Source organism: Proteus sp. fly-1008, assembly GCF_040140305.1.
GTDB lineage: Bacteria > Pseudomonadota > Gammaproteobacteria > Enterobacterales > Enterobacteriaceae > Proteus > Proteus vulgaris_B.
The window spans coordinates 111,242-137,961 of record NZ_JBEEWH010000006.1 but is presented as its reverse complement, the minus strand read 5'-3'; the positions used below and the strand labels follow the sequence as shown (position 1 = coordinate 137,961).

Here is a 26,720-nt window from a genome sequence, read left to right as displayed (position 1 = left end):
TTTACCTTACCAGGGATATCTTATGTTGAACTTAAATCTACCAAAATTACCGACAACCATCACAGCAGGTCAGAAAGAGATCTTGATGGTCACTAACGCAGACTTACGTGAGCCTGCAAACGTAACGTGCTGGCCTGTACAGAAAAAATTTGAAGATAAACTGGCCGCGGCATTAGAAGCCCAAGGTTACAAAATGAAGCGTGCTCATGAAATTAATGAAGCTCGCGGTCATGGTTTTATCAGTAGTCAACGTGAAGGTTGTGACATGTTTGCCGCTATCGATCCTGATGCACCGGTTATCGTGTTATTAACAGCATGGCAATATTCGCACCATATTGCCTCTTCATTAGCACACCATCGTGGTCCTATTTTACTGCTGGCTAACTTTGATGGTACATGGCCAGGTCTGGTAGGAATGTTGTGTTTAGCAGGAACGATGACCAGTTTAGGTAAAAATTATTCACGTTTATGGTCAGAAGAGTTTGATGATGAATTCTTTGTAGATGGCTTAGCCACTTGGTTAAAATATGGCTATGTAAATCATAAGCTTAGCTATCTTACAGATATTGCGCCAACACACAGGGTAATGGCGACAGAAGCTGGCGAAGTGGGTCGTAAAGTCGGCGAATACATAATTAAAAATAAAGAAATAATAGGTTTGTTCGATACATTCTGTATGGGAATGATTAACGGGGTCTTCCCACAACAGGCCATGATCAATATTGGTATGCCAATTGAATCCCTTTCTCAATCTGCGTTACTGGTCGAAATGGCGAAAGTACCGACAGAATTAAGAGAGGCATGTTTACAGTGGTACGAAGATAACGGAATGACGTTTATGTTTGGTCAAGATGACAAAACTGAACTCACTCGTGAGCAGGTGATGGAGCAGTGCGCCATGATGATTGCAATGGCGCGTTTCGTAAAACGTTTTGGTTTAACTGCGGTGGGTGTGCAATATCAGCAGGGCTTAAAAGATTGTTGTCCAGCGTCTGACTTTGCCGAAGGTGCTATTGGTTCAACAGCACGTTTCCCACTACCAGATGAAAACGGTGAGATTATCTGCCCTAACACGCCAATTCCTTGTATCAATGAAGTGGATATGGGAACGGCTATTCCTCAAACGATGTTATGGCGTTTATTAACATCATTAGGATTACCAGCAGAAACCACATTGCATGATATTCGTTGGGGTAGTGAGTACGAAGGAACATTCTACTGGGATATGGAGATTTCAGGATCGGTTCCTTTTGAACACCTCAAAGGTGGCTTAAAAGGTGCAACAGGTTATCGTCAGCCAGCGATGTTCTTCCCTAAAGGAGGTTCAACTATCGCAGGTCAAGGTAAAGCAGGGCGCTTGTTATGGGGTCGTGCACATTATGAAGGTACTGATGTGATTATGCATATCGGTACAGGTGTGGCGGTAGAATTACCTGAAGCAGAATTTGAACGTCGCCGTAGAGCAACCAACTACGAATGGCCATTATTAAACTGTACGTTAGATGGCGTAACGCGTGATGACCTTATGGCAGGACATCAAAGTAATCACATTACGGTGGCTTACATTGATGAAGATAAATTGGCGTTTGTGCTTAAAGCCTTTGTTGCTCAAGCATTGACTCAAGGTATTCAAGTAAAAGTGGCAGGTGATGCCATTAACCTACTGTAAGGAATTAATGATGAGTCAGCAAAAATACGTTGGTGTTTGGCCTGTTATGTTAACTCCCTTTGATGCCAAAGGGGAGATTGATTGGGCGTCGTTAGAGCGTCTTGTAGACTGGTATATTGATTCTGGTGTACATGGACTCTTTGCTGCCTGCCAATCAAGCGAAATGTTTTATTTAAGTGATGACGAAACTCAAGCACTTACTCGCTTTATCGTTGAAAAAGCAGATGGAAGAGTACCTGTAGTGGCTTCTGGTCATACTGCAACCGCATTAAGTCAGCAAAAAGAACAATTGCAGGCAATGGCAGGTACAGGTGTCGATGGCGTCATTATGATCAGTAATCGCTTAGCGCTTGTTGGTGAGTCAGATGATAAAGCGCTGGAAACACTGCAAGTCTTAACCAATGTGGTACCGAAAGAGATTGATTTAGGTATTTATGAATGTCCTCATCCTTACAAACGCTTGTTATCTGAAGAGATTGTAGAGTGGTGTGCGCAAAGTAATCGCTTTACTTTTATTAAAGATACCTGCTGTTCTCTACCAATGATAGAGCGCCGTTTGGCATTATCAAAAGGAACTCGCTTGCACTTAGCCAATGCGAACAGTCAAACGTTATTAGCATCATTCCAAGCGGGATGTCAGGCATATAGCGGTGTTATGGCTAACTTCCATCCAGAGCTTTATGTTTGGCTTTATGAAAATTGGAAGGATAAACCTGAGCAGGCTGCAGTATTAGCTGATTATTTATCAACAGCAGCGATGACCGAAACACTGGATTATCCAGCATGCGCTAAATATCATCAGCGCCTAATTGGTAACTTCAGCACTCTGGTCTGCCGTTCCCGTAATAGCAGTCAGTTTGAAAACTCATTTTTCCCTTCTGCCGTCAATAGCATGACTGCATTGGGTGAAAACATGAAAAAATGGCTTTCGTTAGATTAATTTAGGACACAGGAGTAGGAATATGCCTTTCGTGATGAAGGAAACCCAGTTTGTGCTTGATAACGCACATTCACTTTTTAATCACTGCCATGCTTCAACGATTGCGCGTGTGCCTAACTCTGAGCGTTTGTTAACCGCTTTTTTTGCTGGCGATAAAGAAGGTAGTGGTAATACTGCTATCTGGCTGGCGATAAAAGAGGGTGAACATTGGCAGCACGCTCAACCTGTTGTTAAAAATCCGGGTGTTGCGCACTGGAATCCAGTTTTACATGTTGACCCATCAACAGGTAATATCTGGCTGTTTTATAAAACGGGTCCCGATGTACATAGTTGGACGACCCAATACGTTATCTCGAAGGATGGCGGAAATAGCTGGGGTTTACCGAGTGAATTGGTTTCTGGTGATGTAGCACCTAGAGGTCCTGTGAAGAACAAAGTATTAGTGATGTCGAATGGCGAGTGGCTGGCACCAGGATCGGTTGAGGATGACCAATTTTGGGATTCGTTTGTTGATATATCGAGTGACAACGGTCAGCACTGGTTGCGAGTGGATATTCCGATTGAACACCATAAAGGTGAGCTGGCGGAACATGAAATTTGGCAAGGTTTAAAGGACGATGCCTTATGGGAGACTGATCTACAACGCGTTTTTCAATGGGATGGCGTGATACAGCCAACACTATGGGGATCCCAGCCGGGGCATGTGCATGCCATGATGCGGAGTACGCGCGGTACTATTTATCGTAGCGATTCAACGGATTATGGGCGCAGTTGGTGTCCGGCTTATGCAACAATATTACCAAATAATAATAGCGGCATTGATGTCGTCTCCTTCGCAGATGGTCAACTGGCATTGGTGTATAACCCGAATTCAGGTAACTGGAGCCGTCGTTATCCTATCTCTGTCAGTCTTTCATCCGATAATGGCAGTACTTGGTCTGAACCATTCGATTTACTCGATGGGGAAGGCGAATTTTCATATCCGGCTATTATTGCTGAAAACAATACCCTACACGTGACCTTTACTTGGAATCGAAAAAACATTGTTTATCAGCAATTAATGGCTACTCAATAAAAATGTGGAGAAAGGGTTTTATGAAAAAGAGTCTACTCGCAGCGTTGGCGATTACGATGACACTGGGCATGGGGAATGCAGTTGCCCAACAGTTAACGTATCCTACAAAAAATATTGATGTTGTCATCCCGAAAAATCCGGGTGGTGGTACTGATACATCTGCTCGTACTATCATTGAATTTGCAAAAGATGTGATGCCAGCTGGACGTATCTTCGTTCCTGTGAATAAGCCTGCTGGTAATGGTTTAACTGGTCTGATTGAAGTTGCTAATGCGCGCCCAGATGGCACAAAATTAGTGATGACAACTGTTGAGTTGGCGATGTTCCCACACCAAGGGAAATCACCGGTTACTTATAAAGACTTTACCCCAATCGCAACAACCATTGCCGATCCCGTGGTATTAGTTGTTAATGCCGAATCACCTTACACCACGTTACAAGAGTTTATCGATGGCGCGAAAGCGAATCCGGGTAAACTGAAAGTAGGTAACTCTGGTATGGGTGCTATTTATCACTTAGCTGGTGTTAATATCGAGCGTACTACTGGCACTAAATTTAATCACATCCCTTATAACGAAGGTACAGGTCCTTCAATCGCAGCATTAGTAGGTAACCATATTGATGGCGTATTAACCACACCAGGTGCGGTTAAATCTCAAGTTGATGCGGGTATTTTACGTGTTCTTGGTGTAATGGATGAACGTCGTTTCCCATTATTCCCAGCTGTACCAACTTTCAAAGAAGCACTGAAATTAGACACTAACGTAAAAATGCGTGCTTGGGCTGTATTAGCAACAACCGCTAATGTACCTGATAACGTGAAGAAAGAGTTAGTGGATGCATTCTCTGAAGTGGTTCAAAAACCTGCATATCAAGAAGCACTGAAAAAACAAGGTATTATGCCTGTATTTATCACTGGTGACGATGCTTACCAAATGATGAAAGAAGACCACGAGATGTATGCTGAGTTAATTTCAACAACCCTGAAAAAATAACTTTTCTATTATTATAAACCACCCTACCTGTTACGGCAGGTAGGGTCGGGGAGATCCCGACATGACAAAAATCAATACAATCATCGGTGCGATTTCAGTGGCTTTCGGGGCACTTATTATCTATCTCTCCCGTGATATGAGCATGTTTGATGATTATGGTGTACCAGGGGAACGTTTTTGGCCTTACGGTTTAGCCATCTTATTTATTTTACTGGGGATTTTTCAATGGATTAGTATTGTGGTTGATAAAATCAAACACGTGCACAAGTCTGTTGACCTAAGTTCTACCGCAGTTAAACGCGCTTATGGTTTAGGCATCTTTATGTTGGTCTATGCCGCGGGCTTACATTTTTTTGGTTTTATTATTCCGTCATTGCTTCTTATCCCGGTCATTATGTGGCTGATGAATGAAAGAAAACCTATCGCGTTGGTCGTTATTCCCATCGTGATGGTCGCCGCCGTTTATGTCTTCTTTGACATTATCTTTAATTCACCTCTGCCAACCTCCGTCTTTTTTGAGTAAGCGGTAAAGGAGCTTTGAGATGGAAATATTAGACGCTTTAATGGTCGTTTTCAGTCTGGAAACGATAACGATGATCCTGTTAGGGGTATTCGCGGGTATTATTATCGGTGCATTACCTGGCTTAACAGTGAATATGGGAATTGCATTGCTACTCCCATTAACATACTCCTTCCAAGGAATGACAGGGATATTACTCCTGCTAGGAATGTATTGTGGTGCCGTTTATGGTGGCTCAATTACCGCGATATTGATTAGTACACCAGGTACTCCGGCCTCTGCTGCAACAGTCTTGGATGGTTATCCAATGGCGAAAAAAGGTGAAGCGGGGCGGGCACTGGGGTTATCCACAATGGGCTCCATGTTTGGAGGGATCTTTAGTACGATTGCCTTGATTGTGATTGCACCTCAATTGGCAAAAGTAGCAACAGGTTTCTCCGCAGCTGAGTATTTCGCGCTCGCAGTATTTGGCATAAGTATTATTACCAGTGTATCATCGCAATCGATTGTGAAAGGATTAATGGGGGGAGCAATTGGTTTAGCGATTGCGACCATAGGGCTTGATCCGATGACGTCAGGACCTCGTTTTACCTTTGATACCGTTTATTTAATGGGTGGTGTTTCGTTTATTCCTATCTTGGTTGGTTTGTTTGCTTTCTCTCAAGGACTTATTAGCTTTGAAGAAGAGTACCGTGAACGTAAGCAGAAGAAGAACGAAAAAATTAACGCACGTATTCACCGAGTCTTACCAACATGGGCTGATTTTAAACGTGTATTGCCAACTTATTTTCGTTCATCTGCCATTGGTACAACGATTGGTGCAATTCCGGGAACGGGCGGAGACATTTCATCATTTATCTCTTATAACGAAGCAAAGCGTTGGTCTAAACACCCTGAAGAGTTTGGTCACGGCTCACCAGAAGGTGTTTCTGCGCCAGAAGCGGGTGCAAACTCCGTCACAGGCGGAACTATGGTGCCGTTAATGACCTTAGGTATTCCAGGTGATGGTGCAACCGCCATTATTATGGGTGCGTTTATGGTTCAAGGATTGGCATTGGGGCCTCAGCTCTTTACAGACAATCCCGTTGAAGTAAACAGTATCTTTATTGGCTTGATGATGGCGAATATTTTCCTCGGTATCTTAGGTTTCTTATGTATGAAACTCTTTGTTCGAGTGATGGATGTGCCACGCCGTGTATTAGTGCCTATTATCTTTGTATTGTGTAGTGTAGGTGCTTATTCTGTAAACCATAGCATCATTGATGTGTTTGTAATGATGGGGGCGGGATTGTTAGCTTATATTATGATAAAGCTCGACTTTTCCATGTCTCCTGTAGTTATCGGGATTATTTTAGGGCCGATGGCTGAATCAAACTTACGTCGTGCTTTAATGATGTCTCAGGGCGACCTATCAATTCTGTATACTCGCCCAATTACAGCGACATTCTTAGGTATTGCGATACTGACGTTGATCCTACCAATTATAGGGCCTTCGTTAAAAGCGATGTGGAAGAAATGCCGAGCTAAGCCTGCTCAGTAAAGGTTAACTGGCCCCCATCATTACGATGAGGGCCATATCAATGATGGAATATTAATGGCAAAAACAGTTGAACAGATTGCAAATGACCTGAATTTGTCTATTACCACAGTCAGATTGGTATTAAATGGCAAAGGTGATCAATACCGGATCAGTGCAAAAACACAAAAAAAGATAGCAGACTATGTTGAGGTGTTTGGTTATACCGTCAATCATGCGGCAAGAAGCTTAAAGCTGAATAAAACAGATACCTACGGATTGGTTATTCCTCGTCTTTCTAACCCGTTTTTTGCTGCTTTGGCTGAAAAATTAGAGATGCATTGTCACCAAATTGGTTGTCAGCTAACAATTAGCTGTACCTATGGTGATATCAAAAATGAAAATAAACTTGTTAAATCAATGGATGAACGCAATGTTGATGGCATTTTTATTGTTTCATCCAGCCGAAAAAATCAGTTACACCATGTGAAACACCGTCAAAAACCCCTCGTTTTCTTAGATAGAGATTTTTCTGTGAGTGATGCTATTTGTGTAGCATCAGATAACTGCGACAGTGGGGCTCAACTGACAAGAGCAATGATAAAACTAGATGCGCCAATCCATTTTTTTGCGGGAGATGCGTTATTGCCCACGATTGCAGCGCGCTTACGAGGTTATGTACAAGCGATAAAAGGGCATTATGGCGATGATAGTCGTGTAACGGTCTCTTATGCAGAACATAATACGACCAAAGATGGCGAACAAATGATGAAACAGTATTTAGAGCAACATCAGCAAATACCGACTCATTTTATTGCCTCATCACTGCCTATTCTTGAAGGTCTATTGAGTGTTATTCGTCAACACGAAGGTGTTATTCCTGCTCACCTCCATATTGGTACATTCGATGATCATGTGATGTTGAGCTTTTTACCTAATAACGTGTGGTCAATGAAGCAAGATGAGGCTTTATTGGTCGAAAAAGCCTTTGAAATCATGTCTGCAAAGATAGCAGGCACCGCAATTAAATCCCCTGCATTAATAAAAACACAGCTTATCGAGCGCCTAATTTCTACCCAGTGAGTCAATTAAATCGCTTATTCGCCTCACTTTGTGAGTAGATTAGCAAGATTAATTGACTCATCACTGTATAAATAAAACACAATAGGAACATTAGTCTGCTCGTTTTATTGTTATTCTTTTTTTTACTTTTATAAATGCGCGCTACTCTATTGATAGAGCTTTAACAAAAATAAGGGCTCTTGATTATCTGCGATCAGAGGCTCATAATTTAAGCGGATAGTTCCATTTTATTAATATAAAAGGATATTAAAGAAAGATGAACGATGATGTTGACCGATGTCCTGAGTGTGAAGTAAGGGCATATTATACGAATGATTTTGTTCGTGTTTATCAAGCCTATTCTAATACTATTGCTCAGAGCGCAGTCGCAAACGGAACATTTGTTTCGCCCCCTTTTAGTATGACCCGTATGACTTGGGTAAAACCTTCCTTTCTTTGGATGATGTACCGTTCTGGTTGGGGACGTAAAGACGCTAATCAAGCTTCTATTCTTGCGGTTGATATTACACATGAAGGTTTTCAAGAGATGCTGACTCAAGGTGTTGTGAGTCATTTTGACCCAGACCGCTATACTAGCGCTGAAGCGTGGAAAGAAGCGTCAGAAACCAGTAATATCCGCATTCAGTGGGATCCTGAACGTGATATTTATCTTAATCGACTCAGTTATCGCACTATCCAAATTGGTTTGCGAAATCAAGCAGTTGAAAAATATTGTAAAGAGTGGATTGTGAATATTACGGATATTACGGATAAGGTACATAAAATAGATGCTTGTATTGCTAATGGTGATCTCGATACCGCATACAGCCTATTGCCAGTAGAAAAACCATATCACTTTGGTGAATAATTCATCAGAATGTCACCCCGCTTTATTGGCGGGGTAATTGTGTCAATTCATGCTCTAACAAGTTCAGGTCGAACACCCAGCGTGTGGCAAATAGCATAAGTTAATTCTGAACGATTAAGCGTATAAAAGTGAAAATCTTTTACCCCTTCACGACTTAAAATTTTCACCATATCAATTGCAATTGAGGCACCTACTAGACTACGGGTTTCAGGATCATTCTCCAATCCATCAAACATTTTATTCATCCATCCCGGAATTTTTACATTGGTTAAACCCGCAAAGCGTTTTAGCTGTTTAAAATTAGTTACAGGCAGAATACCCGGTACAATTTCCACATCAATCCCTGTTGAAACACAGCGATCACGAAAACGTAAGTAACTTTCTACATCAAAGAAAAACTGAGTGATGGCACGATTTGCTCCTGCATCTACTTTTCTTTTTAAGTTAATTAAATCCGCTTGCGCACTTTTTGCTTCAGGGTGCACTTCTGGATAAGCGGCAACAGAAATATCGAAATTACCTACACCTTTGAGTAAATGGACTAAGTCAGTGGCGTACATTTCTGGCTTTTGTGTGTTATCGGGCAAGTCTCCGCGTAAAGCGACAATATGACGAATACCACTTTGCCAATAATCTTGTGCGATATGTTGGAGTTCTTCACGGCTTGCATCAACACAAGTTAAGTGCGGTGCTGCTTCTAATCCTGTGCGTTCTTTTATTCCTTTAATAATAGAGTGTGTTCTATCACGCTCTCCTGAGTTTGCACCATAAGTCACAGAAACAAAGCTCGGTTTTAAGGTATTTAAACGCGCAAGAGATTGCCAGAGGATATTTTCCATCTCTTCGGTACGAGGAGGAAAAAATTCAAATGAAACTTGGATCTGGCCATCTAATTCAGCAAGATTTTGGTTAAGTGCTTCATGTTGGCTTGCGTGATAAAAGCTCATACCTGTACCTCATCAATCTTTCACTGTGTTGTTATTTTTATTTAAGTATCACTACTTATTTACCCATCTAACCATTTAGACGTCTAGATGTAGATTCTCTTAATTAGGTTATTTAGTCAACAACTATTCACCCTATTTTTGATGAGGATAATTCAATCAAAAGGAGAGGGAATTTCATGTTGGAAGCGACTCTATGATGAAAGTGAGTATATTGAGGGGTTAATTTTCTCATTTTTCTTCTACAATAAAACTAACTAACGTATTGATGGGAGGCGAAATGATCACCTGTAAACGTGTTTATGATGATAAAGATGGTGAGCATGAAGGTTATCGTGTGTTAGTCGATAGGCTCTGGCCAAGAGGGGTGAAAAAGACAGATTTTCATTATGATGAATGGAATAAAGGTGTTGCGCCTTCGACTGAATTACGAAAATGGTTTCATGGTGGTGGCGGGGATTTTACTGAATTCACGCAACGTTATACACAAGAATTAATAGCTGCGCCTGAACATTGGCAATTGCTTGTCGCAATAGCGAAAGAGCAACCGTTGGTATTACTTTATTCAGGTAAAGATAAGCAACAAAATAATGCGACAGTATTAAAAGCCTTTTTGGAAAAACAGCTTAAATAGCGGTTAATTTAGGGTGTTTTGATGATTTTGATATGAAAAAAGCAAAAAAAAGTGGCGCGGTATTAGGCGCCACAAAAATTGCTAATAAAAACATCGAACAGAGTCAGAGAATAGTATGACTACTCTTATGAATTTTGAGTATTTGCTGCTAACCATTGGGCAATACGTTGTTTTTGTTCGTCATTTAGCCACATGCCGAGTTTAGTACGACGCCAAATAGCATCATCCACTTCAATAACCCACTCATGTTTTACTAAATAACGTAATTCTGCTTCATACAGATTATGACCGAAGTTTTCACCCATGCCTGCTAAATCAGTAATGTCTTCAAGCAGTAATTCGGTGTTGCTACCATAAGTACGGGCAAAACGCAGTGCCAGTGCTTCTGGTAACCAAGGATGACGTTGGCGAATTAAACGTGAATAACCATCACGATCACAACCTTCTAAATTACCGCCCGGTAATTGACCATTTTTAGTCCACGGTTTACCCATGTTAGGGAAGTAAGCAACAAGTTTATCAACAGCGTGCTCACCTAATTTACGATAAGTCGTTAATTTACCACCAAATACAGATAACAGTGGTGTTTGACCATTATCATCATGAACATCTAAGGTGTAGTCACGGGTAATTGCTTGTGGTGAATCTGATTCGTCGTCACATAATGGACGTACGCCAGAGTAATCCCATACCACATCTTCTTTAGTTAACTGCTTTTTAAAGTGATCGTTATAGACTTTCAGTAAATACTGAATTTCGTTGTCATCGATAGCGACATCTTTAGGATCGCCTTTATATTCAACATCCGTAGTACCAATGATAGAGAACTCATCCATCCAAGGAATAACGAAAACAATACGGTTATCTTCGTTTTGTAAAATATAAGCTTGTGGTTCGTTATGAGCACGAGGAATAACGATATGGCTACCTTTAATTAAACGGATACCATAAGGTGATTTCAGTTTTAAGCCTTCATCAAATAAGGTTTTAACCCAAGGACCTGCTGCGTTTACTAAGGCTTTAGCTTGGTAGAGCGATGTTTCACCTGTGCGTAAATCTTTTGCTTCTACCATCCATAAATTATTTTCACGCCAAGCGCGGGTGACTTTTGTGCGTGTGCGCACTTCACCACCACGACGGACGATTTCTTGTGCGTTGAGTACCACTAAACGTGCATCATCAACCCAACAGTCTGAATATTCAAAACCGCGTGTTAATTCTGGTTTTAAAACAGAGTTTGCACCAAATTTAATACCTTTACTGCTTGGTAGGCTTACTCGTTTTCCTAAATGATCATAAAGGAACAGACCAATACGGATCATCCAAGCTGGGCGTAAGTGTGGTTGGTGTGGTAGGCGAAAGCGCATTGGAAATGCGATATGTGGCGCTAAGCGTAATAACACTTCACGCTCTGCCAATGCTTCGCTTACTAAGCGGAATTCGTAGTGTTCTAGATAACGTAAGCCACCATGAATAAGTTTAGAGCTCGCGGAAGATGTCGCACTTGCTAAGTCTTGAGCTTCCAGCATAAGTACTGAAAGGCCTCGGCCAGCTGCATCCGCCGCAATTCCAGCGCCGTTTATTCCGCCGCCGATGACAATCAAGTCTTGAGTTTTCATAACATCCTCCTACGAATGCGCGAAACAATTCTTTAATGTTCGTTTTCGCTCATAATTGTAATGAAGTTTGATGAAAATGCCAACTATATAACTGATAAAAAACATAACCGCGTGATATGGATAACAATTTATTATCATATCCGCATAATTTGTGGGCTTATTGGAAATAAGCAACATTGTTAATCTATTAATAAAAAAGAGAAGGAATAGAAGGAGTTAATTGAGTTTGATGGTGAATTGATAAAAAAAAGTACCTAAATAGGTACTTTTCGAGGGAGTTTATTCAATTAACATAATTCGAGTTGAACGTTGTGTTGTTCAACAATTTTTTGTATCCCTGCTGGTGGCTCTTGATCGGTAAATAAGTAATCGATCAGATTCATATTGCCTAAATTTACCATCGCATTACGACCAAATTTAGAATGGTCAGTCACTAACATAACACAGCGCGAATTTTCGATAATTGCGCGTTTAGTGCGAACTTCGTGGTAATCAAACTCAAGCAATGAGCCATCCATATCAATACCACTTATCCCTAAAATACCGTAATCAAGACGGAATTGAGAGATAAAATCAAGTGTAGCTTCACCGACAATCCCTCCATCTCGTGTACGCACTTCACCACCTGCAAGGATCAAACGAAAGTCTTCTTTGCCCATCAGTAATGTTGCTACATTAAGGTTGTTAGTTACTATACGGAGGTTCTTATGGTTAATAAGTGCATGTGCTACGGCTTCAGGCGTTGTACCAATATCAATAAATAGTGTTGCACCATCAGGAATTAAACTCGCCACGCGTTGCGCAATCCGTGATTTTTCATCAGACCACATAATTTTACGATCATGATAAGCGGTATTCACAGAACTTGAAGGTAATGCGGCACCACCGTGATGACGTTGGATTTTGTTCTTTTCCGCTAATTCATTTAAATCACGTCGGATGGTCTGTGGGCTGACTTCAAAATGCTCCACCAACTCTTCAGTGCTGACATAGCCCTGTAGGCGTACCAGTTCAATGATGGCATCATGTCGTTGCGTTTGCTTCACAGGTGTCCCCTAATGTTAAAAATATCATGTTAATTTTATTATGATCTACGAGATAATTGATGTCGATTATCCCACAAAGCCATCAATAAGCCGATAAGGAAGCCTGCAAAATGTGCAGCATTTCCGATAGAGTCACCTAAAACGCCCATATAACCTGCAACAATCCATAAAATTGAAAAGACGATTAAACCTGTTGGGGCGCCAATACCTTTTTCAGGATTACGTATTCCGGTTAAACCAACATAGCCAATTAATGCGTAAACAACACCAGAAAGCCCACCAAAGTTGGAATCTGTAAACAAGGATTGTGCCCAATTACTAAAGAGCGCAGAAACGAGCATGATCACAAATAATTTACTGGTACCTAATCGCTGCTCTGTTTGACTTGCGAGATACCACCACATAGCAAGGTTAAAGGCGATATGCATCAGTGAAAAATGAATAAATGCTGGAGTAATATAGCGCCAAACTTCAAGGTTTAAGCTCTCTTCATAAGGCCATGCTAAATGGAGCATGACATCATAGTCACCAACCACTTGTTGCCAGATAAAAACGAGGATACATAAAATAATCACCAGTACCGTTAACGGGCCTGAACGCTGTACCATATTTTTTACCGAAAAAGCTGGGCGATATTTTATACCCGTATTTTGCGGATTGCCGGTTTGCCAACTTGCGGCTTGATAGCGCGGATGAAAGGGCTCACGTAGGAACGTGTTAAGTTCTTTTTCAACCATTTCTAACTGATGTTGGTCTTCTAACCAAAGTGAGATTTGCTGATTCTCATTTTTTGCGTGAATTCGCACACCTTTTGTTGCCATGTAATTGACAAATAAATCAGCAGCTTGAGGGTTAGAAAGCGTAATAATGTGGATCATTGACAAAACTCATCCGTCGTTATTGCAGAGACGTTATCGCTTGTGGAAACTCTCTTTGCCATGCTTCAAAACCACCATTAATACTATAAACGGTTTCAAAGCCCATATTAACCAGATATTGAGCTGCCCCTTGACTGCTGTGGCCGTGATAGCACATCACCATAACAGGAACATCAAAGTCAGCATTTTGTAAAAATTGATTTAGCGTTTCATTGGTGAGATGAAATGCATTTGTCGCATGACCAAAGCGATAACTCTGAGGATCTCTCACATCGACTAAAATAGCCGATTGAGATACCCAGAATTGATAAGCTTGTTCAATGCTAAGAAATTGAAACTTATCCATAATTGTCTTATTTATTATATTGTTAATTAATTTATTTGTTCTGAGCGAGAGAACGACACATTTATCATAACGTCAAATGGGTAAAGATAACGTAACTCTTTGTAAATGATTATTTTAATATAAAAATCCCCCATAATATCAGTGCAGGTGAATATCATAGGGGATTTGATACTGAAGGATCAGTAGTAGGAGTGTTCGCCACGTTGGTGCTCAGTTAAGTCTTTCACACCTTTTAATTCATTAGGGAACAGGTTTAATAGTTCTTTCTCGATGCCATCTTTTAAAGTGACATCAATCATTGAACAACCGTTACAACCACCACCGAATTGTAAGATAGCATAGCCATCTTCAGTGATTTCCATCAGACTCACGCGACCACCATGACCCGCTAATTGAGGGTTAATTTGTGACTGCAACACGTATTCAACACGCTCAATTAATGGTGCATTAGCATCAACTTTACGCATTTTCGCGTTAGGTGCTTTTAGGGTTAATTGTGAGCCTAATTGGTCAGTGACAAAATCAATTTCTGCATCTTCTAAGAAAGGTGCGCTGATGTCATCAACATACGCAGAAAGTTTTTCGAACTTAATTTCAGTATCGTTTGGCTCTACGGCATCAGGTGGGCAGTATGAAACGCCACATTCAGCATTAGGTGTGCCTGGATTGATAACGAATACACGAATTTGGGTGTTGGGTTCTTGGTTAGCCAGTAGTTTGGCAAAATGCGCCTGTGCGGCATCAGTAATAATAATCATATCGTCTTGCTCAATAGTTGACTGTTCTGGTTGGTTATCATACGCCCAATTGGCGGTTAACTACAAGGTTCGACAAATCGCCCATACCTCAACAGAGCGTGCTCCCGCACGAAATAACAAGGGTACGATGGAATTTAATGTCGCACCTGTAGTGATAACATCATCAATTAGTGCCAGATTTTTCCCTGATACCGACACTGTGTTATTTAATACAAATGCATGTTTTAAATTTTGTTGCCTTTGCTTGGCATTAAGATGCGTTTGCACCAGTGTAGCACGAGTTCTTATCAGGGTATTCGGTTGATAAGCACAATTTAGCCATCTTGCCAAAGGCTTAGCGATAGCTTCTACTTGCTCAAAGCCTCTAGACCAACGGCGATGACGATGTAAAGGAACGCTAATAATTCTGTCAGGTTTCTGCACCAAATTTTCTCGCCGATGTGAAAGCCATCGCAATAGAAAAAGTCGTGCAAGACATAAAGCTATTTGAGGGCGAGGTTGGTATTTATAAAGGTGTAATAATTTATTTAATGGTGGTTGATAGTCGGTGACTGTCAACATCTGTTTCCATAGTGGGGGTGATTGTAAGCAACGGCCACACAACATCATAGAATGATGAGAAGGATATAAGCAGCAAGGGCATCGATTTTGTTGTTTTGGTAGATGTCGAATACAACTCGAACAAATACCTTTAGTATCATAATCTAAGGGTTGACGACATAGCCAACAATATCCTGCTATTGTTATCCACATAATGAACATCCTTGTAAAAGAGAAGAGAGCATAACAATGAATAAACTGTATTGGCAGACAATCGGTGAAGGAAAAACAGATCTTGTGCTACTACACGGATGGGGGCTGAATGCTCAGGTGTGGCAATCATTAATACCGAGATTAACCTCGCATTTTACACTTCATCTTGTTGATTTACCGGGTTATGGGCGTAGCCAAGGATTTTCAGCACTCACATTAAAAGAAATGGCAGAGATTGTTTTTGCAAAAGCGCCTGCTAATGCCATTTGGCTAGGGTGGTCTTTAGGTGGATTAGTCGCTAGCCGTGTTGTTTTAGATAATCCCAATAATGTACAAGCATTGATTACCGTAGCTTCTTCTCCTTGCTTTGGTGCACATGATACTTGGCCGGGCATCAAACCTGAGGTTTTGAAAGGATTTGAACAGCAGTTAAATGAAAATTTTCATCGCACAGTTGAGCGCTTTTTAGCACTGCAAACATTGGGTACTCAAAGTGCCCGTGAAGATATGAAAGCATTAAAATCCGTGGTATTAGAGCAACCACTCCCTTCTGTTGAGGTGCTTAATGGTGGATTAGAAATTCTACGTACTGAGGATTTACGAGAAGAATTGAAAACGTTGAGTTGTCCTTTTATTCGTTTTTACGGTTATTTAGACGGTTTGGTTCCTCGAAAAGTGGCCGAATTATTAGATACTATTTATCCACATTCACCTTCTGTTATTTTCCGTAATGCGGCTCATGCACCGTTTATTTCACATCCTGATGAATTCGCTCAAGCATTAATGAATGTCTGCGATATCACGTGATAGGGTGCTAAAAACTGCCCATATTTGGGCAGTGATAAACCTTTTTATACGAGCACGTTCTCAAGATGAAAAGATGTCTCAAAAATAGGGGTATTCTTTATGGTGTCAGCAACAGGGCAAGTGCGTTCAATAAAAGCGATAAATGCAGCAATTTCTTCTTCGCTATTATCAGCTTGAATAAAAAAGTGTGTCGTAATTTTACTAAAGCCTAATTTGGCGTCTTTATTTTTTCCCGTAAAACCATCGGTATCTAATTCGCCTTTAACTTCAATGCGAATATCGTTGAGATTAATTTTATGCATACGCGCAAAGCTTTTGGCAACAATCCCCTTACAAGCACCTAATGTACCCAATAATGCTTCAACAGGATTCATTGCACTGTCTTTTCCACCTAATGACATAGGTTCATCAAGTAAAAATTGAAACTGGCGTGATGCACATTGCATCTGTAATCCACCTTGTTTACTGGTTGTAATGGTCGATGAAAATTCAGTTATTGGCATAATTTTATATTCTTATAAAGTGAAATAACAATAGACGTCTTTACGTCTATATTTAAAGAATTATGCCGTGATAGTTAGGAAAGTAAATCATTAAATAGGAAGATGAAAATGATTCATCTTAAGCATTAGATAAAAAACCCCTACATAAAGTAAGGGTTTTTGTGATGGCATTTATCAATTTGTTAGGTTAATTGATAAAGCTTTGTCTGGCAGGCAGTGGCTTCAGGGCAACTTTTACAACTGCCTGTAAGACACTCCTCTACATCTACTTCTTGAAGCTTACCCATCAATGTGAGCCGTTCTAACATTGCTTGTACCAACGGTTCAGGCATATTGAGTTGATGGCTGATAAGACGGGCATCGGCTCGACCATTAAGGGCGATACAATCACGAACTTCTATCAAACTGGCCATCTTACCTTTCCTTTGTCACCTAGTGACAACTACCTTTTGAACAACATTGTTTAGCCAATGAAGGCTTATTACTTAAGTTTATTGTTAGGCGACTACGAGCATTACGCAACAAGATAAAGAGAATTAAGTTAAAGATCACCACGGCAGCAATGGTTATGCCACTACTTTGCGGATGCTCACTAAAGGTTGCTACTTGATAGAACAGCGCTGACAATGAGTAAGCAATATTTAATCCCCAAAGAATGGAGAAGGTCATCCAGCCACGGCTTGTTTCACGGGCAATAGCACCCATTACTGAAACACAAGGTACATACAGTAAAACAAAGATTAAGTAGCTGTATGCGGCAATACCAGAGCCAAATTTAGCTCCCATGGTACCCATAGTGCCGGTATCCATTTCACCATCACCTTTACTTGCTTCAATTGGATTAGAAAGTGCGGCTAGGGTAAAGGTTTCTTTTAAGCTATCCCATGTTTCACCAAAAGCGTCACTAATTTCACCCCAAAGATCGAATTCTTCAGGATCAAAAGGCTCGTTCACAATGCTTTCCGCGGTATAAAGGGTATTTAATGTTCCTACAACCACTTCTTTTGCCATCGCCCCTGTGACTAAACCTACCGTTGCTTGCCAGTTATCGTTATGAACACCAATAGGTTGCAATAATGGTGTGATCACTTTACTGACCGATGCTAATGCAGAGTCATTGATGTTATCGGCAGGTTTACCTGAGAAGGTAAAGCTATTTAATGCACCGATAAACATACTGGCAATAATAATGACTTTACCAGCACGTATTACGAAGCCTTTTAAACGTTGCCAAGTTTGCATCAATAAGGTTTTTAGATGAGGCACATGGTAAACAGGTAGTTCCATCACGAAAGGTGAAGCTTCACCACGCATAATGGTATGTTTTAGCAGTAACCCTGTCAAAATAGCGACAACAATACCCAGAAGATAAAGCGAGAAAACCACACTCGCGCCATTTTTACCAAAGAAAGCGGCGGCAAAAACAGCAAAGATAGCTAAGCGTGCACCACAAGACATAAACGGTGCCATTAATACTGTGATTAATCGTTCTCTTGGAGCATCGAGGGTACGTGCACCCATAATGGATGGTACGTTACAACCAAAGCCGACAATCAGCGGTACGAATGATTTACCCGGCAGACCCAAAGCCTGCATCAATCTATCCATTACAAAAGCAGCTCGAGCCATATAGCCAGAATCTTCAAGGATAGATAAGAACAAGTACATCATCCCGATTTGTGGCACGAGAGGAAGAACAGTATTGATACCACCACCGACACCTTGTGCAAGGAAAATGGTTAACCATTCTGGAAAGTTAAAGGTTGCACCAATCCATTGAATACCATGAATAAAGATGGCTTCAGATCCACCCTCAAAAGCGGGTTGTAATGCACCACCGATGTTAATCGCCAAAACGAACATTAAATACATTACAAACAGGAAGATAGGTACACCTAACCAACGGTTTAATATCACTTTATCGATATTTTGTGTCAGGATGTTTGGCTTAATAGACTCCATATTAATCACAGTATGACAGATGCGTTCAATATTTTGATAACGGGCATCTGCAATGACTAATTCGGGTTCATTATTGTGTTCATCTTGAATTCGCTGACGAATGGCTTTGATATCTTCGGTGGTAACTTGAGCACGCTGATGGGTATAAATATCCCCTTCTAAACACTGTAATGCCATCCAACGGCGTTGCTGTAAATTAAACTCATCATGGTTAATTTTTTCAGCGAGCGCTTCGACTTCATTAAGTAACCATATTGGGTAGGATGTGAGTAATTCTTGTGGTTTTTTCTTTTCAGCAGGAAAAGTGTCAATCGCGTCTTTGAGCTTATCCATTCCCGATGCTTTTGTTGAAACCATAGGAATAACAGGGCAACCCAGTTGCTCAGACAACGCTTTGATATCAATTTGCATATCTTGATGTTCTGCAATATCGAGCATGTTTAATGCCACAATACAGGGAATGCCTAACTCAAGAAGCTGTAATGTCAAATAAAGGTTTCGTTCAAGATTAGAGGCATCAACAACGTTAATCAGCATGTCCGCTTCATTACTTAAAATGAAATGACAGGCAATTTGCTCATCAAGCGATGTCTGTTCTGAGATTGTCGTTAAAGAGTAAGTGCCGGGTAAATCGACGAGCTCAATTTTATGATTTGTCGTTGTGAAACGACCAACTTTGCGTTCGACCGTCACACCCGCCCAGTTACCTACGCGCTGGCGAGAGCCTGTTAACTGATTAAAAAGTGTCGTTTTACCAGCATTGGGATTGCCGATAAGGCCTATAGTGAGAGGAGTCATAATAGTGATGCCAATAGTTGTCTTGCCTGGTTGAATGAGAAATAACGATTATTTTTCGTTATGAACCACTTCGCTAAGGTTAATAAGTGCGAGATCTTTTTTTCTCAAAATGAGGGATACTCGGTGCGTTTCTATTTGAATAGGGTCACCCAGTGGTGCGATACGAATAACGTTAAACACAGCGCCAGGCAACATACCTAAAGATAGCAACTTCTGCCTGTATGCAGGGCTAATCTGAGGTGAGTAGCTCAAGATTTTATAACTGTGATTTGGGATCAGTGACATAAATCGTTCTTCCACGAATATTGATACAAAAAATAATGATACTGATAATTATTAACGTATATAAAAATTCACATAATAAGAGTCAGGATAATTATAATAAATATTTTTAATGCTAATGAGAATTATAATTATCTTTATTGGGTATAATTTAGCCTACTCTAGGCTTATCAACACTTGATTTAAATCAACCAGAGAAAAGATATTGGAAGGAAAACGAACTGTTTTCTCTATCTGTTACTAGACAAAAACAAAATGTGAAGAGTTGAGATATCAATGTAGCAACAAAATAACAATCAATTAATAATGTTAACTGATCACAAGATGAAAGTAGATTTCACTGAAATTAAAAGCGGGTTTCTCATTATTATTAAATAAGAAACCCGCATTAGGGTTATGAGATCGTTAGCTATTAGTGAGTCTGTTGGTGGCTAAAAAGCTGGTAAATATTGTTAGGGGTATAACTATTATCTTCGAATGAAACGACCCAATCTGTTATTAAATCTATATTGATAGGATAGATTTCACCTTCTTGCATCTCTTCAACATAAAATGGCACGTTGAGTAATTTGGCATAAACGATGTCTCCATCACGAGACTGTGGCACAAACCACATATGTTCAAGCTCTTTTTCTTCCTCTTCGCCATAAGGAATGCCGAACTTGATCATAAATTGCCAAGGGTTTTCAGCCTCTTCGGGTTTGTCTTTACCTAATAATTTGGAGAGAAAACCACTTTTTTTCTCAACAGATGGTTGATTGTAGTTATCAAACATAGAAACGAAGTATTCCCAGCGTCGCTTGGCTTTTTCAGACATCTCATAGGTTTCTTCATTGCTACGCAGTAGCATCATCGCTTGCTGCTCTTCATAACCTTTAAAGAAGGTTTCTAAAACAGGATTTTCTTCATTGGTTCTAAATAGCATAGAGGAAGGATGTTGATGATATTCGTCACGATCGGCTAAATCACCCAAGAAAACCCCATTGGGTGCACCTTCAGTGTCATAACGCATCTCTTCTAAAGGTCTAAGATTTTCGAGAGGTGTTGATTGATTGATATGGCGGATACCTTCTTCAAAAGGTAAGGCAACAAGATACTCTAAACCTGTTGATGTTTGTCCACAAAGCATTGGTTCTCCAAATTCGATTTGGCGATGATTAATGCTGTTGTTAACAAAGCAGCGGAAGAGATCAGGAATACCATAGTAAGATTCAAGCATACTTGGAATAACTAAATCGACTTCTGTTAAGCCACAGCGTGCGAGCCCATGAGTATGGAACCAAAACATTGTTGGTGGATCGTTCTCTGTATCATAGACTGCATGAATAACATATAAGCTTTCTACTTCAGGATAGAGATCGGGGGTCTTTAATTGAAAACGGACCCACTCTGGTGTTAAGGCTTTACCTGCCGCTGATTCATCTAATGCCAAAACCATTTCGGGGGCAATAATATTTAGAAAATTCAGTTGATGACGGTAACTTGCTAAGGGATGTAACGCCTCGGTAAAGAGCGTTTCTAATAATAAATCTTGAGTAGTGGCATTTGCGTGCGCTAATAACTGCGGGGTCAGTTCATCTGTCGAATACATTGGGCGTATTTCATAATCTTCATCTCGAGGATAAAGACAGACAAAAAAATGTAATTCATTATCTCCATGTTGGCAACGATAGAAAAAACCATCATCAATATTTTCACTCAGATAATTAATTTCACCATCCGTATAATCCGTCTGCTCTTCTAGGCGTTGCTCAATAAGTGCATAGTTTAGTGGCTGTGCAGGAAAAGCCACTATACGAGAGGGCACTTTTTCTCCTTGCCCGGCTGCGATATCTAAGTACTGCTGTCTGTTATCCATATTTCTTATCACTCGTATATTAAAGATAGAAAAATAGAATATCAGGGATGATAAGAGAGGAATAGGTGGAGTTATCTGAGCTTGATAGGTTTGTTTATGTCATCACAAGAAAAGGGTGTTTTCAAACATAAATCAAATGTGAAAAAAACGGAAAATATATAAAATTAATGGATATCAATAGGTTACTGATATCCATTAGATGTAAGGTAATCAAAGCAAATTATTAGCCTTTTGATTATTTACCTTTTAGTAATTGCATGATGTCTTCAGTTTTTTCTTCATCGTCATCATCTTCAAACTCAATACCGAGTTCAACCATTAATTCGTCAATACGATCAAGGGTTTTTTCAGTATAAGCCTGCTCTTCAGCGTTAAGTTTTTCACCATTTTCAAGGCGAGACAGTAATTCGTCTAAACGAGAATCGTTTTCTAACAAGTCTAATTCTTGTTCAGGTGTTAAACGAACCGGTTCTGCTTTGACGGGCGCAGGTTTTTTCTTCGCCACTTTAGGTGTATCACCCACAATCAGAGGGATTGGTTTTTTACTACCAATACGTGGATCTTTCGGTACTGTATTTTTAGTTTGGTTTTTATTTTCCATTTCCTGCTGACGGTTACCAGCAGGATTGCCACGGTGTTTCTTTTGACGTTTGCGTTCACGTCCTTCAGCGTTCAGCTCTTCACGTGTTTTTTTACGTGTTTTTGCTGCGGGCTTTCTTTTAATCATATTCATAATGGTAACTCGGTAGTGATCTTCTTGGTTGCGCAATCTATCAGAAACAAATTTTCAATAAAAGCGCAAATTTAAGACAATTTAATTTTTGCTCACGTACAATGTGCGGTTCATTTCACTATACTTTACTGTGTTGTGACATCTTTTAATGACCAAATTAAATTTATCAACTTAACTTTCTATTTATTATGACATTATCATCTGCGCAATTGCGTAAACCGGTATATTGGTGGGTTATTGGCTATGCGACACTGTGGATCTTAGTCAGCTATCTTTTTGACCCTACGGTGCCTTATGATGCCGTAGAAGCAGTCAATTGGGGTACCAATGGAGGTTGGGGTTCTCCTAAAAATCCTTGGTTTGTTGGTTTTATAATGTCACCTGCTATTTATGGCGGTGTCGATTTTAGCTTTTATTGGTATTTTATCCACTTTATTGTGATTGCTATTGGATTATTAGGTGTCTGGAATTTAGCTTATAAATTGACTCGTAACGCTAATCTTGCATGGTTTGCCATGTTAGGGCTTAATTTATCTGGCATTATTAACTTCGATATTATCCCTTATAACGATAACTATATTCTAGTCGGTTGCTGGGCTTGGGCTTTTTATTTTTTCCTCTGCGCAATCAATGACAATCAAAAATATTGGATTGGCTTTGCTATTGTTATGGGTATTGCCACAATGGGGAAATACTCATCACTAGCCTTTATGGGTTCTGTCTTTTTATTAAGCCTATTTGTACCTAAAGTGCGGGTGAGCTATCGATCGCCTTATTTTTATGTGGCGATTGCGATTTGGCTTGCTTTTGTTATCCCTAATTTTATTTGGTTATGGCAAACCGATTTTGCCGCGTTTAAATGGGTTGATTCTCAAATAGAGAGCCGTTTTAATTTGCGTACGACGCGTGCTGCGCTGACGGTTTTTTATCCTGTTATCTTGATGTGGGTTATATTACGTCTTTATGGTGGCCGTGTAAGTTGGTCTGCATCTCCAGATAGCCAATTACTGAATTTTATTTTGTTATTTCCATTAGTGATTATTTTTACTTGGTTTAGTTTTCATGAAGGGGGGCGTATCAGCGAGTGGTTACAACCCTTTATGTCGATTGCGACTGCACTTTTTGTGGGCTCAATTAGTGTCATGCCTAAACGTTCATTACGTGGCGCACTGTATGGTTTAGGTGTTTTTGGTATGTTGGTTGTTTCTGGTTATACCGTCGTACAAGCCGCTAATGTGCGTAATGCGGGTCAAAAATTTATTGGTGTAAAAACCTTTGTGCAAGATGTTGAACAAGCTTGGTATCAGCATTATCACACGCCACTTGCGTATGTGGGCGGCGAGTATATGCATGAATGGGTGACTTTTTATGGCAAAGATAGACCATTATCTTCACAGCCGTGGATATTAGAAAAAAATGTACAACCGCCTAATATCTATAATCGGCATATTACGCTTCAACAATTAGAAGAGAAAGGTGTCGTATTGGTGAGTGAGGTGGGTTATTACTGTGAAAAAGCACATTTTGATGAAGGATTAAAGCACTGGCCGAGTTTAAAAATAGCCGATACTCAAGAGATAATGTTCCGTTCTGAGCCAAATGCTATTGCAGAGCCGGTTTGTATTGCATTCGTGGCTCCAAACAGTCATAAGGAAAAGTAGAAATGCGTTACGCTGATATTCAGGTTGAAACATCAAGGTTGATTTTGCGTCCCTTTGAAATGGGAGACGCTGAAAATTGGTTTAATATTATGAGTTCACCTGAAGTCACTCGCTACTGGAGCCATCTTCCTTGGCAATTACTGCAAGAAGCGCAAGAAGATATCATTCAAGATATTACCCATATGGAAAGAAAAGAGTATCTGCGCTTAGCGGTAATAGACAAAGAGACAAATGCATTAATGGGAATGTGTGTTTTCTTTAATCATTACCCTAAGTCACAACGAGGCGAAATAGGGTATTGCCTTGATACGCCATATCAAGGGAAAGGGATCATGAAGGAAGCTATGGTCGCATTTATCACGTACCTCCAAACACATTTATCTGTTCGTCGTTTAGAAGCGGATATTCATCCGAATAATAAAGCATCAGCTGCTTTATTAGCTAAATTAGGTTTTGAACAGGAAGGCTATCTTAAACAGCGTTGGATAGTGGGTAATGAGATTTCTGATTCCATTATCTTTGGTTTGTTGTTGCCCACGAAAGTAGAGTAATTGCAGAAAATAGAAAAGCACAAGTGGTATATAACACTTGTGCTTTTCGCTACTTAGCCAAAAAAGAGGCTTGATTTTTTAAACTTAAAGCTTGGTTTATTGAAAAAATATCACCACGTACTTCTGGAATACCAAAAGATTTTAATCGGGCGCTGTGTTTCTCTAGATAAGCTCGAGCATTTTCTTTTGAATCAAAGAGATAAATCCCACCTGCTTTTTGTGTGTCTTTATTTTCAGTCCAAATTTTCCAAATAAAACCAGGCTCTTGATTGATTGATGCAGATAATGCATCCATAGCTTGTGTCATTTCATTATCGAAAGGACCATGATAAGGGAAATCTACTTGTAAAAGTACGTGCATAATCACCTCTTTTCTTATAAAAAACGGCACGTTATTGGTGCCGTTTGTCTGTATCATGATGTTCTTAATTTATTGAATATTAGAATAAAGAATTCAAATCAATAACATGAGTATCAATCAGTAATATTTTTAAAATAAACATTAATGAAACAATCACAACACACAGATTAATTTCTTTCCAGCGGAAAGTCCCTATCTTCATAACACAATAAGCAATAAAGCCTAGAGCGATACCTTCTGTAATTGAGAAGCTAAATGGCATCATGACTGCGGTGATAAAAGCTGGAACGGATTCAGTTAAATCATCCCATTTCACCCGCGTAAGGCTGGATGTCATTAATACACCCACATAAATTAGTGCGCCTGCTGTTGCATAGCTTGGCACCATACCTGCCAGTGGAGATAAGAAGATAGCAAGTAAGAAAAGAATACCCACAACAACCGCAGTTAAGCCTGTACGACCACCGACAGAAACACCAGAAGTACTTTCGATGAAGGCGGTTACAGACGATGTACCCATTGCAGAGCCTGCAACAGAACTTAAGCTATCGACGTATAACGCTTGTTTCATACGTGGGAATTTACCTTTGTCATCGGTTAAACCCGCTTTATCTGTCACACCAATTAATGTGCCTGAAGAGTCAAATAGGTTTACTAACATAAAGGCAAAAATCACACCAGAAAGGCCGATATCTAAGGCGCCCATAATATCTACTTTACCAACAACAGTGGTGATAGAAGGAGGAAGAGAGAAAACGCCTTGGTAGGTGACATCGCCTAATAATAGGCCAATTACTGTAGTGATAACGATAGAAATAAGAATAGCTGCGTGAATATTACGTGCGGCAAGAATGGCGATAATAAAAAAGCCTAATGCACCTAATAACACGTTATGAGAGGCAAAGTTACCAATAGTGACGATGGTATCGTTGTTAGGAATAATAATACCAGAGTTTTTTAAGCCCATCATGGCGATAAAAAGGCCGATACCGCTCGTAATACCCACACGTAAACTTAGCGGAATATGCGCTATTATCCAGTAACGAATACGAAAAAGAGTCAGTAAAAATAGACCTACAGCACCCCAGAAAATCGCACCCATAGCGACTTCCCATGAATATCCCATTGCGCCAACAACCACAAAGGCAAAGAAGGCGTTTAGGCCCATAGCTGGTGCAACAGCAATAGGTAAATTTGCCACTAATCCCATTAAAATACTGCCGAAAGCCGCAATTAAGCAGGTCGTCACGAAGACGGCTTTGATATCCATATTGGCAGCAGCGAGAATTTGAGGGTTAACGAAGATAATATAAACCATCGTTAAAAACGTCGTGATACCCGCAATTAGTTCGGTGCGAGCGGTTGTGCCGTGTTCTTGTAGCTTAAACACACGTTGGAGCAAACCCTGTGAACCAGAATTTGGTGATGACATGCTCATAGACAAAAGATCCCAAAAAAAATGTTTTTCGCTTTATCCTACACAAATAAAACAATAACTGCACCTAAAAAAGTAATCGATTGCGTAGAAGGAAAATCTAAAGCTTAAAAATACTTTGAGATCCTTTAAGAGTGAAAAAGGAT

Annotated in this window: 27 protein-coding genes; 12 read left to right on the top strand and 15 right to left on the bottom strand. The window is 40.1% G+C overall.

What is annotated here, in order from left to right; all coding sequences use genetic code 11:
- Window positions 1-22: 22 nt before the first annotated feature.
- From ABN256_RS11955 to ABN256_RS11920, 8 genes are all read left to right on the top strand, one after another.
- Complete coding sequence (locus ABN256_RS11955; protein WP_072068876.1) at window positions 23-1,669, top strand: signal transduction protein; 1,647 nt, start codon at window positions 23-25, stop codon at window positions 1,667-1,669.
- A gap of 10 nt (window positions 1,670-1,679) precedes the next feature.
- On the top strand, window positions 1,680-2,609 hold the full coding sequence (locus tag ABN256_RS11950; protein WP_072068875.1) for a dihydrodipicolinate synthase family protein: 930 nt from the start codon (window positions 1,680-1,682) through the stop codon (window positions 2,607-2,609).
- A gap of 22 nt (window positions 2,610-2,631) precedes the next feature.
- Window positions 2,632-3,684: a sialidase family protein gene (locus tag ABN256_RS11945; protein ID WP_196554408.1), complete on the top strand. Its 1,053-nt coding sequence runs from the start codon at window positions 2,632-2,634 to the stop codon at window positions 3,682-3,684.
- A 20-nt stretch (window positions 3,685-3,704) separates the two neighbouring features.
- A complete protein-coding gene (locus ABN256_RS11940; protein WP_231619347.1) occupies window positions 3,705-4,679 on the top strand; it encodes a tripartite tricarboxylate transporter substrate binding protein in 975 nt (324 codons plus the stop codon).
- Between the two features lie 61 nt (window positions 4,680-4,740).
- The gene (locus ABN256_RS11935; RefSeq protein WP_196554407.1) at window positions 4,741-5,202 is read left to right on the top strand and encodes a tripartite tricarboxylate transporter TctB family protein; all 462 of its coding nucleotides are present in this window, start codon (window positions 4,741-4,743) and stop codon (window positions 5,200-5,202) included.
- Between the two features lie 19 nt (window positions 5,203-5,221).
- The gene (locus tag ABN256_RS11930) at window positions 5,222-6,739 is read left to right on the top strand and encodes a tripartite tricarboxylate transporter permease (protein ID WP_072068871.1); all 1,518 of its coding nucleotides are present in this window, start codon (window positions 5,222-5,224) and stop codon (window positions 6,737-6,739) included.
- 54 nt (window positions 6,740-6,793) lie between these two features.
- Window positions 6,794-7,798, top strand: a complete 1,005-nt coding sequence (locus tag ABN256_RS11925; RefSeq protein WP_197269771.1) for a LacI family DNA-binding transcriptional regulator — start codon at window positions 6,794-6,796, stop codon at window positions 7,796-7,798.
- A 256-nt stretch (window positions 7,799-8,054) separates the two neighbouring features.
- Window positions 8,055-8,645 carry a DUF4291 domain-containing protein gene (locus ABN256_RS11920; RefSeq protein WP_109408995.1) on the top strand — a complete coding sequence of 197 codons (591 nt, stop codon included), beginning with the start codon at window positions 8,055-8,057 and terminating at the stop codon, window positions 8,643-8,645.
- A gap of 47 nt (window positions 8,646-8,692) precedes the next feature.
- Here ABN256_RS11920 and metF read toward each other — a convergent pair whose 3' ends face one another.
- Window positions 8,693-9,592 (bottom strand): methylenetetrahydrofolate reductase, encoded by a 900-nt coding sequence (metF, locus tag ABN256_RS11915; RefSeq protein ID WP_072068868.1) that lies wholly within the window; start codon window positions 9,590-9,592, stop codon window positions 8,693-8,695.
- 277 nt (window positions 9,593-9,869) lie between these two features.
- Between metF and ABN256_RS11910 the strand changes: the two genes are divergently transcribed.
- A complete protein-coding gene (locus tag ABN256_RS11910) occupies window positions 9,870-10,223 on the top strand; it encodes a DUF488 domain-containing protein (protein ID WP_196554405.1) in 354 nt (117 codons plus the stop codon).
- A gap of 125 nt (window positions 10,224-10,348) precedes the next feature.
- Here the strand turns inward: ABN256_RS11910 and glpD are convergent, their stop codons facing one another.
- From glpD to gntX, 6 genes are all read right to left on the bottom strand, one after another.
- On the bottom strand, window positions 10,349-11,842 hold the full coding sequence (gene glpD, locus ABN256_RS11905) for a glycerol-3-phosphate dehydrogenase (protein ID WP_340894268.1): 1,494 nt from the start codon (window positions 11,840-11,842) through the stop codon (window positions 10,349-10,351).
- A gap of 287 nt (window positions 11,843-12,129) precedes the next feature.
- Entirely contained in the window at window positions 12,130-12,888 is a 759-nt protein-coding gene (locus ABN256_RS11900; protein WP_006534541.1) for a DeoR/GlpR family transcriptional regulator, read from the bottom strand.
- A 38-nt stretch (window positions 12,889-12,926) separates the two neighbouring features.
- A complete protein-coding gene (glpG, locus tag ABN256_RS11895; RefSeq protein WP_196554403.1) occupies window positions 12,927-13,766 on the bottom strand; it encodes a rhomboid family intramembrane serine protease GlpG in 840 nt (279 codons plus the stop codon).
- A 19-nt stretch (window positions 13,767-13,785) separates the two neighbouring features.
- Window positions 13,786-14,112, bottom strand: a complete 327-nt coding sequence (gene glpE / locus ABN256_RS11890; protein ID WP_072068864.1) for a thiosulfate sulfurtransferase GlpE — start codon at window positions 14,110-14,112, stop codon at window positions 13,786-13,788.
- A gap of 179 nt (window positions 14,113-14,291) precedes the next feature.
- Complete coding sequence (gene nfuA, locus ABN256_RS11885; RefSeq protein WP_349439497.1) at window positions 14,292-14,870, bottom strand: Fe-S biogenesis protein NfuA; 579 nt, start codon at window positions 14,868-14,870, stop codon at window positions 14,292-14,294.
- A gap of 60 nt (window positions 14,871-14,930) precedes the next feature.
- Entirely contained in the window at window positions 14,931-15,623 is a 693-nt protein-coding gene (gntX, locus tag ABN256_RS11880; protein WP_196554402.1) for a DNA utilization protein GntX, read from the bottom strand.
- Between the two features lie 36 nt (window positions 15,624-15,659).
- On the opposite strand from gntX, the gene bioH reads away from it, so the two are divergent.
- A complete protein-coding gene (gene bioH, locus ABN256_RS11875) occupies window positions 15,660-16,430 on the top strand; it encodes a pimeloyl-ACP methyl ester esterase BioH (protein ID WP_196554401.1) in 771 nt (256 codons plus the stop codon).
- A gap of 44 nt (window positions 16,431-16,474) precedes the next feature.
- On the opposite strand, the gene ABN256_RS11870 is transcribed toward bioH, so the two are convergent.
- The 6 genes from ABN256_RS11870 to yihI all read right to left on the bottom strand — a co-directional run bounded on the left by ABN256_RS11870 (window position 16,475) and on the right by yihI (window position 22,566).
- Entirely contained in the window at window positions 16,475-16,933 is a 459-nt protein-coding gene (locus ABN256_RS11870; RefSeq protein WP_349439496.1) for an OsmC family protein, read from the bottom strand.
- A 182-nt stretch (window positions 16,934-17,115) separates the two neighbouring features.
- Window positions 17,116-17,346: a FeoC-like transcriptional regulator gene (locus tag ABN256_RS11865; protein WP_072068859.1), complete on the bottom strand. Its 231-nt coding sequence runs from the start codon at window positions 17,344-17,346 to the stop codon at window positions 17,116-17,118.
- A 19-nt stretch (window positions 17,347-17,365) separates the two neighbouring features.
- Entirely contained in the window at window positions 17,366-19,693 is a 2,328-nt protein-coding gene (feoB, locus tag ABN256_RS11860; protein WP_349439495.1) for a Fe(2+) transporter permease subunit FeoB, read from the bottom strand.
- A 48-nt stretch (window positions 19,694-19,741) separates the two neighbouring features.
- Window positions 19,742-19,978, bottom strand: coding sequence for a ferrous iron transporter A (gene feoA, locus ABN256_RS11855; protein ID WP_036914344.1), 237 nt, complete (start codon window positions 19,976-19,978; stop codon window positions 19,742-19,744).
- Between the two features lie 409 nt (window positions 19,979-20,387).
- Window positions 20,388-21,833 (bottom strand): DUF4026 domain-containing protein, encoded by a 1,446-nt coding sequence (locus tag ABN256_RS11850; RefSeq protein WP_196554400.1) that lies wholly within the window; start codon window positions 21,831-21,833, stop codon window positions 20,388-20,390.
- A gap of 235 nt (window positions 21,834-22,068) precedes the next feature.
- Window positions 22,069-22,566: a Der GTPase-activating protein YihI gene (yihI, locus tag ABN256_RS11845; RefSeq protein WP_196554399.1), complete on the bottom strand. Its 498-nt coding sequence runs from the start codon at window positions 22,564-22,566 to the stop codon at window positions 22,069-22,071.
- Between the two features lie 188 nt (window positions 22,567-22,754).
- Here yihI and ABN256_RS11840 point away from each other — a divergent pair, with 188 nt between their 5' ends.
- Both ABN256_RS11840 and ABN256_RS11835 read left to right on the top strand, forming a co-directional pair.
- Window positions 22,755-24,227, top strand: coding sequence for a glycosyltransferase family 39 protein (locus ABN256_RS11840; RefSeq protein WP_196554398.1), 1,473 nt, complete (start codon window positions 22,755-22,757; stop codon window positions 24,225-24,227).
- 2 nt (window positions 24,228-24,229) lie between these two features.
- The gene (locus ABN256_RS11835) at window positions 24,230-24,778 is read left to right on the top strand and encodes a GNAT family N-acetyltransferase (protein ID WP_340894255.1); all 549 of its coding nucleotides are present in this window, start codon (window positions 24,230-24,232) and stop codon (window positions 24,776-24,778) included.
- A 49-nt stretch (window positions 24,779-24,827) separates the two neighbouring features.
- Here the strand turns inward: ABN256_RS11835 and ABN256_RS11830 are convergent, their stop codons facing one another.
- Both ABN256_RS11830 and ABN256_RS11825 read right to left on the bottom strand, forming a co-directional pair.
- Window positions 24,828-25,139, bottom strand: coding sequence for a monooxygenase (locus ABN256_RS11830; RefSeq protein WP_349439494.1), 312 nt, complete (start codon window positions 25,137-25,139; stop codon window positions 24,828-24,830).
- Between the two features lie 79 nt (window positions 25,140-25,218).
- On the bottom strand, window positions 25,219-26,577 hold the full coding sequence (locus tag ABN256_RS11825) for an NCS2 family permease (RefSeq protein WP_197269775.1): 1,359 nt from the start codon (window positions 26,575-26,577) through the stop codon (window positions 25,219-25,221).
- Window positions 26,578-26,720 lie beyond the last annotated feature (143 nt).

Coding starts and splice junctions, on each gene's coding strand:
- ABN256_RS11950 (WP_072068875.1), top strand. CDS start 1,680: ATGAGTCAGCAAAAATACGTTGGTGTTTGGCCTGTTATGTTAACTCCC.
- glpE (WP_072068864.1), bottom strand. CDS start 14,112: ATGGATAAGTTTCAATTTCTTAGCATTGAACAAGCTTATCAATTCTGG.
- ABN256_RS11935 (WP_196554407.1), top strand. CDS start 4,741: ATGACAAAAATCAATACAATCATCGGTGCGATTTCAGTGGCTTTCGGG.
- ABN256_RS11825 (WP_197269775.1), bottom strand. CDS start 26,577: ATGAGCATGTCATCACCAAATTCTGGTTCACAGGGTTTGCTCCAACGT.
- ABN256_RS11940 (WP_231619347.1), top strand. CDS start 3,705: ATGAAAAAGAGTCTACTCGCAGCGTTGGCGATTACGATGACACTGGGC.
- ABN256_RS11925 (WP_197269771.1), top strand. CDS start 6,794: ATGGCAAAAACAGTTGAACAGATTGCAAATGACCTGAATTTGTCTATT.
- ABN256_RS11930 (WP_072068871.1), top strand. CDS start 5,222: ATGGAAATATTAGACGCTTTAATGGTCGTTTTCAGTCTGGAAACGATA.
- feoA (WP_036914344.1), bottom strand. CDS start 19,978: ATGTCACTGATCCCAAATCACAGTTATAAAATCTTGAGCTACTCACCT.
- ABN256_RS11840 (WP_196554398.1), top strand. CDS start 22,755: ATGACATTATCATCTGCGCAATTGCGTAAACCGGTATATTGGTGGGTT.
- bioH (WP_196554401.1), top strand. CDS start 15,660: ATGAATAAACTGTATTGGCAGACAATCGGTGAAGGAAAAACAGATCTT.
- gntX (WP_196554402.1), bottom strand. CDS start 15,623: ATGTGGATAACAATAGCAGGATATTGTTGGCTATGTCGTCAACCCTTA.
- nfuA (WP_349439497.1), bottom strand. CDS start 14,870: ATGATTATTATTACTGATGCCGCACAGGCGCATTTTGCCAAACTACTG.
- ABN256_RS11830 (WP_349439494.1), bottom strand. CDS start 25,139: ATGCACGTACTTTTACAAGTAGATTTCCCTTATCATGGTCCTTTCGAT.
- ABN256_RS11910 (WP_196554405.1), top strand. CDS start 9,870: ATGATCACCTGTAAACGTGTTTATGATGATAAAGATGGTGAGCATGAA.
- ABN256_RS11835 (WP_340894255.1), top strand. CDS start 24,230: ATGCGTTACGCTGATATTCAGGTTGAAACATCAAGGTTGATTTTGCGT.
- ABN256_RS11865 (WP_072068859.1), bottom strand. CDS start 17,346: ATGGCCAGTTTGATAGAAGTTCGTGATTGTATCGCCCTTAATGGTCGA.
- glpD (WP_340894268.1), bottom strand. CDS start 11,842: ATGAAAACTCAAGACTTGATTGTCATCGGCGGCGGAATAAACGGCGCT.
- ABN256_RS11955 (WP_072068876.1), top strand. CDS start 23: ATGTTGAACTTAAATCTACCAAAATTACCGACAACCATCACAGCAGGT.
- ABN256_RS11870 (WP_349439496.1), bottom strand. CDS start 16,933: ATGCCAATAACTGAATTTTCATCGACCATTACAACCAGTAAACAAGGT.
- ABN256_RS11850 (WP_196554400.1), bottom strand. CDS start 21,833: ATGGATAACAGACAGCAGTACTTAGATATCGCAGCCGGGCAAGGAGAA.
- ABN256_RS11945 (WP_196554408.1), top strand. CDS start 2,632: ATGCCTTTCGTGATGAAGGAAACCCAGTTTGTGCTTGATAACGCACAT.
- metF (WP_072068868.1), bottom strand. CDS start 9,592: ATGAGCTTTTATCACGCAAGCCAACATGAAGCACTTAACCAAAATCTT.
- ABN256_RS11920 (WP_109408995.1), top strand. CDS start 8,055: ATGAACGATGATGTTGACCGATGTCCTGAGTGTGAAGTAAGGGCATAT.
- yihI (WP_196554399.1), bottom strand. CDS start 22,566: ATGAATATGATTAAAAGAAAGCCCGCAGCAAAAACACGTAAAAAAACA.
- feoB (WP_349439495.1), bottom strand. CDS start 19,693: ATGACTCCTCTCACTATAGGCCTTATCGGCAATCCCAATGCTGGTAAA.
- glpG (WP_196554403.1), bottom strand. CDS start 13,766: ATGATCCACATTATTACGCTTTCTAACCCTCAAGCTGCTGATTTATTT.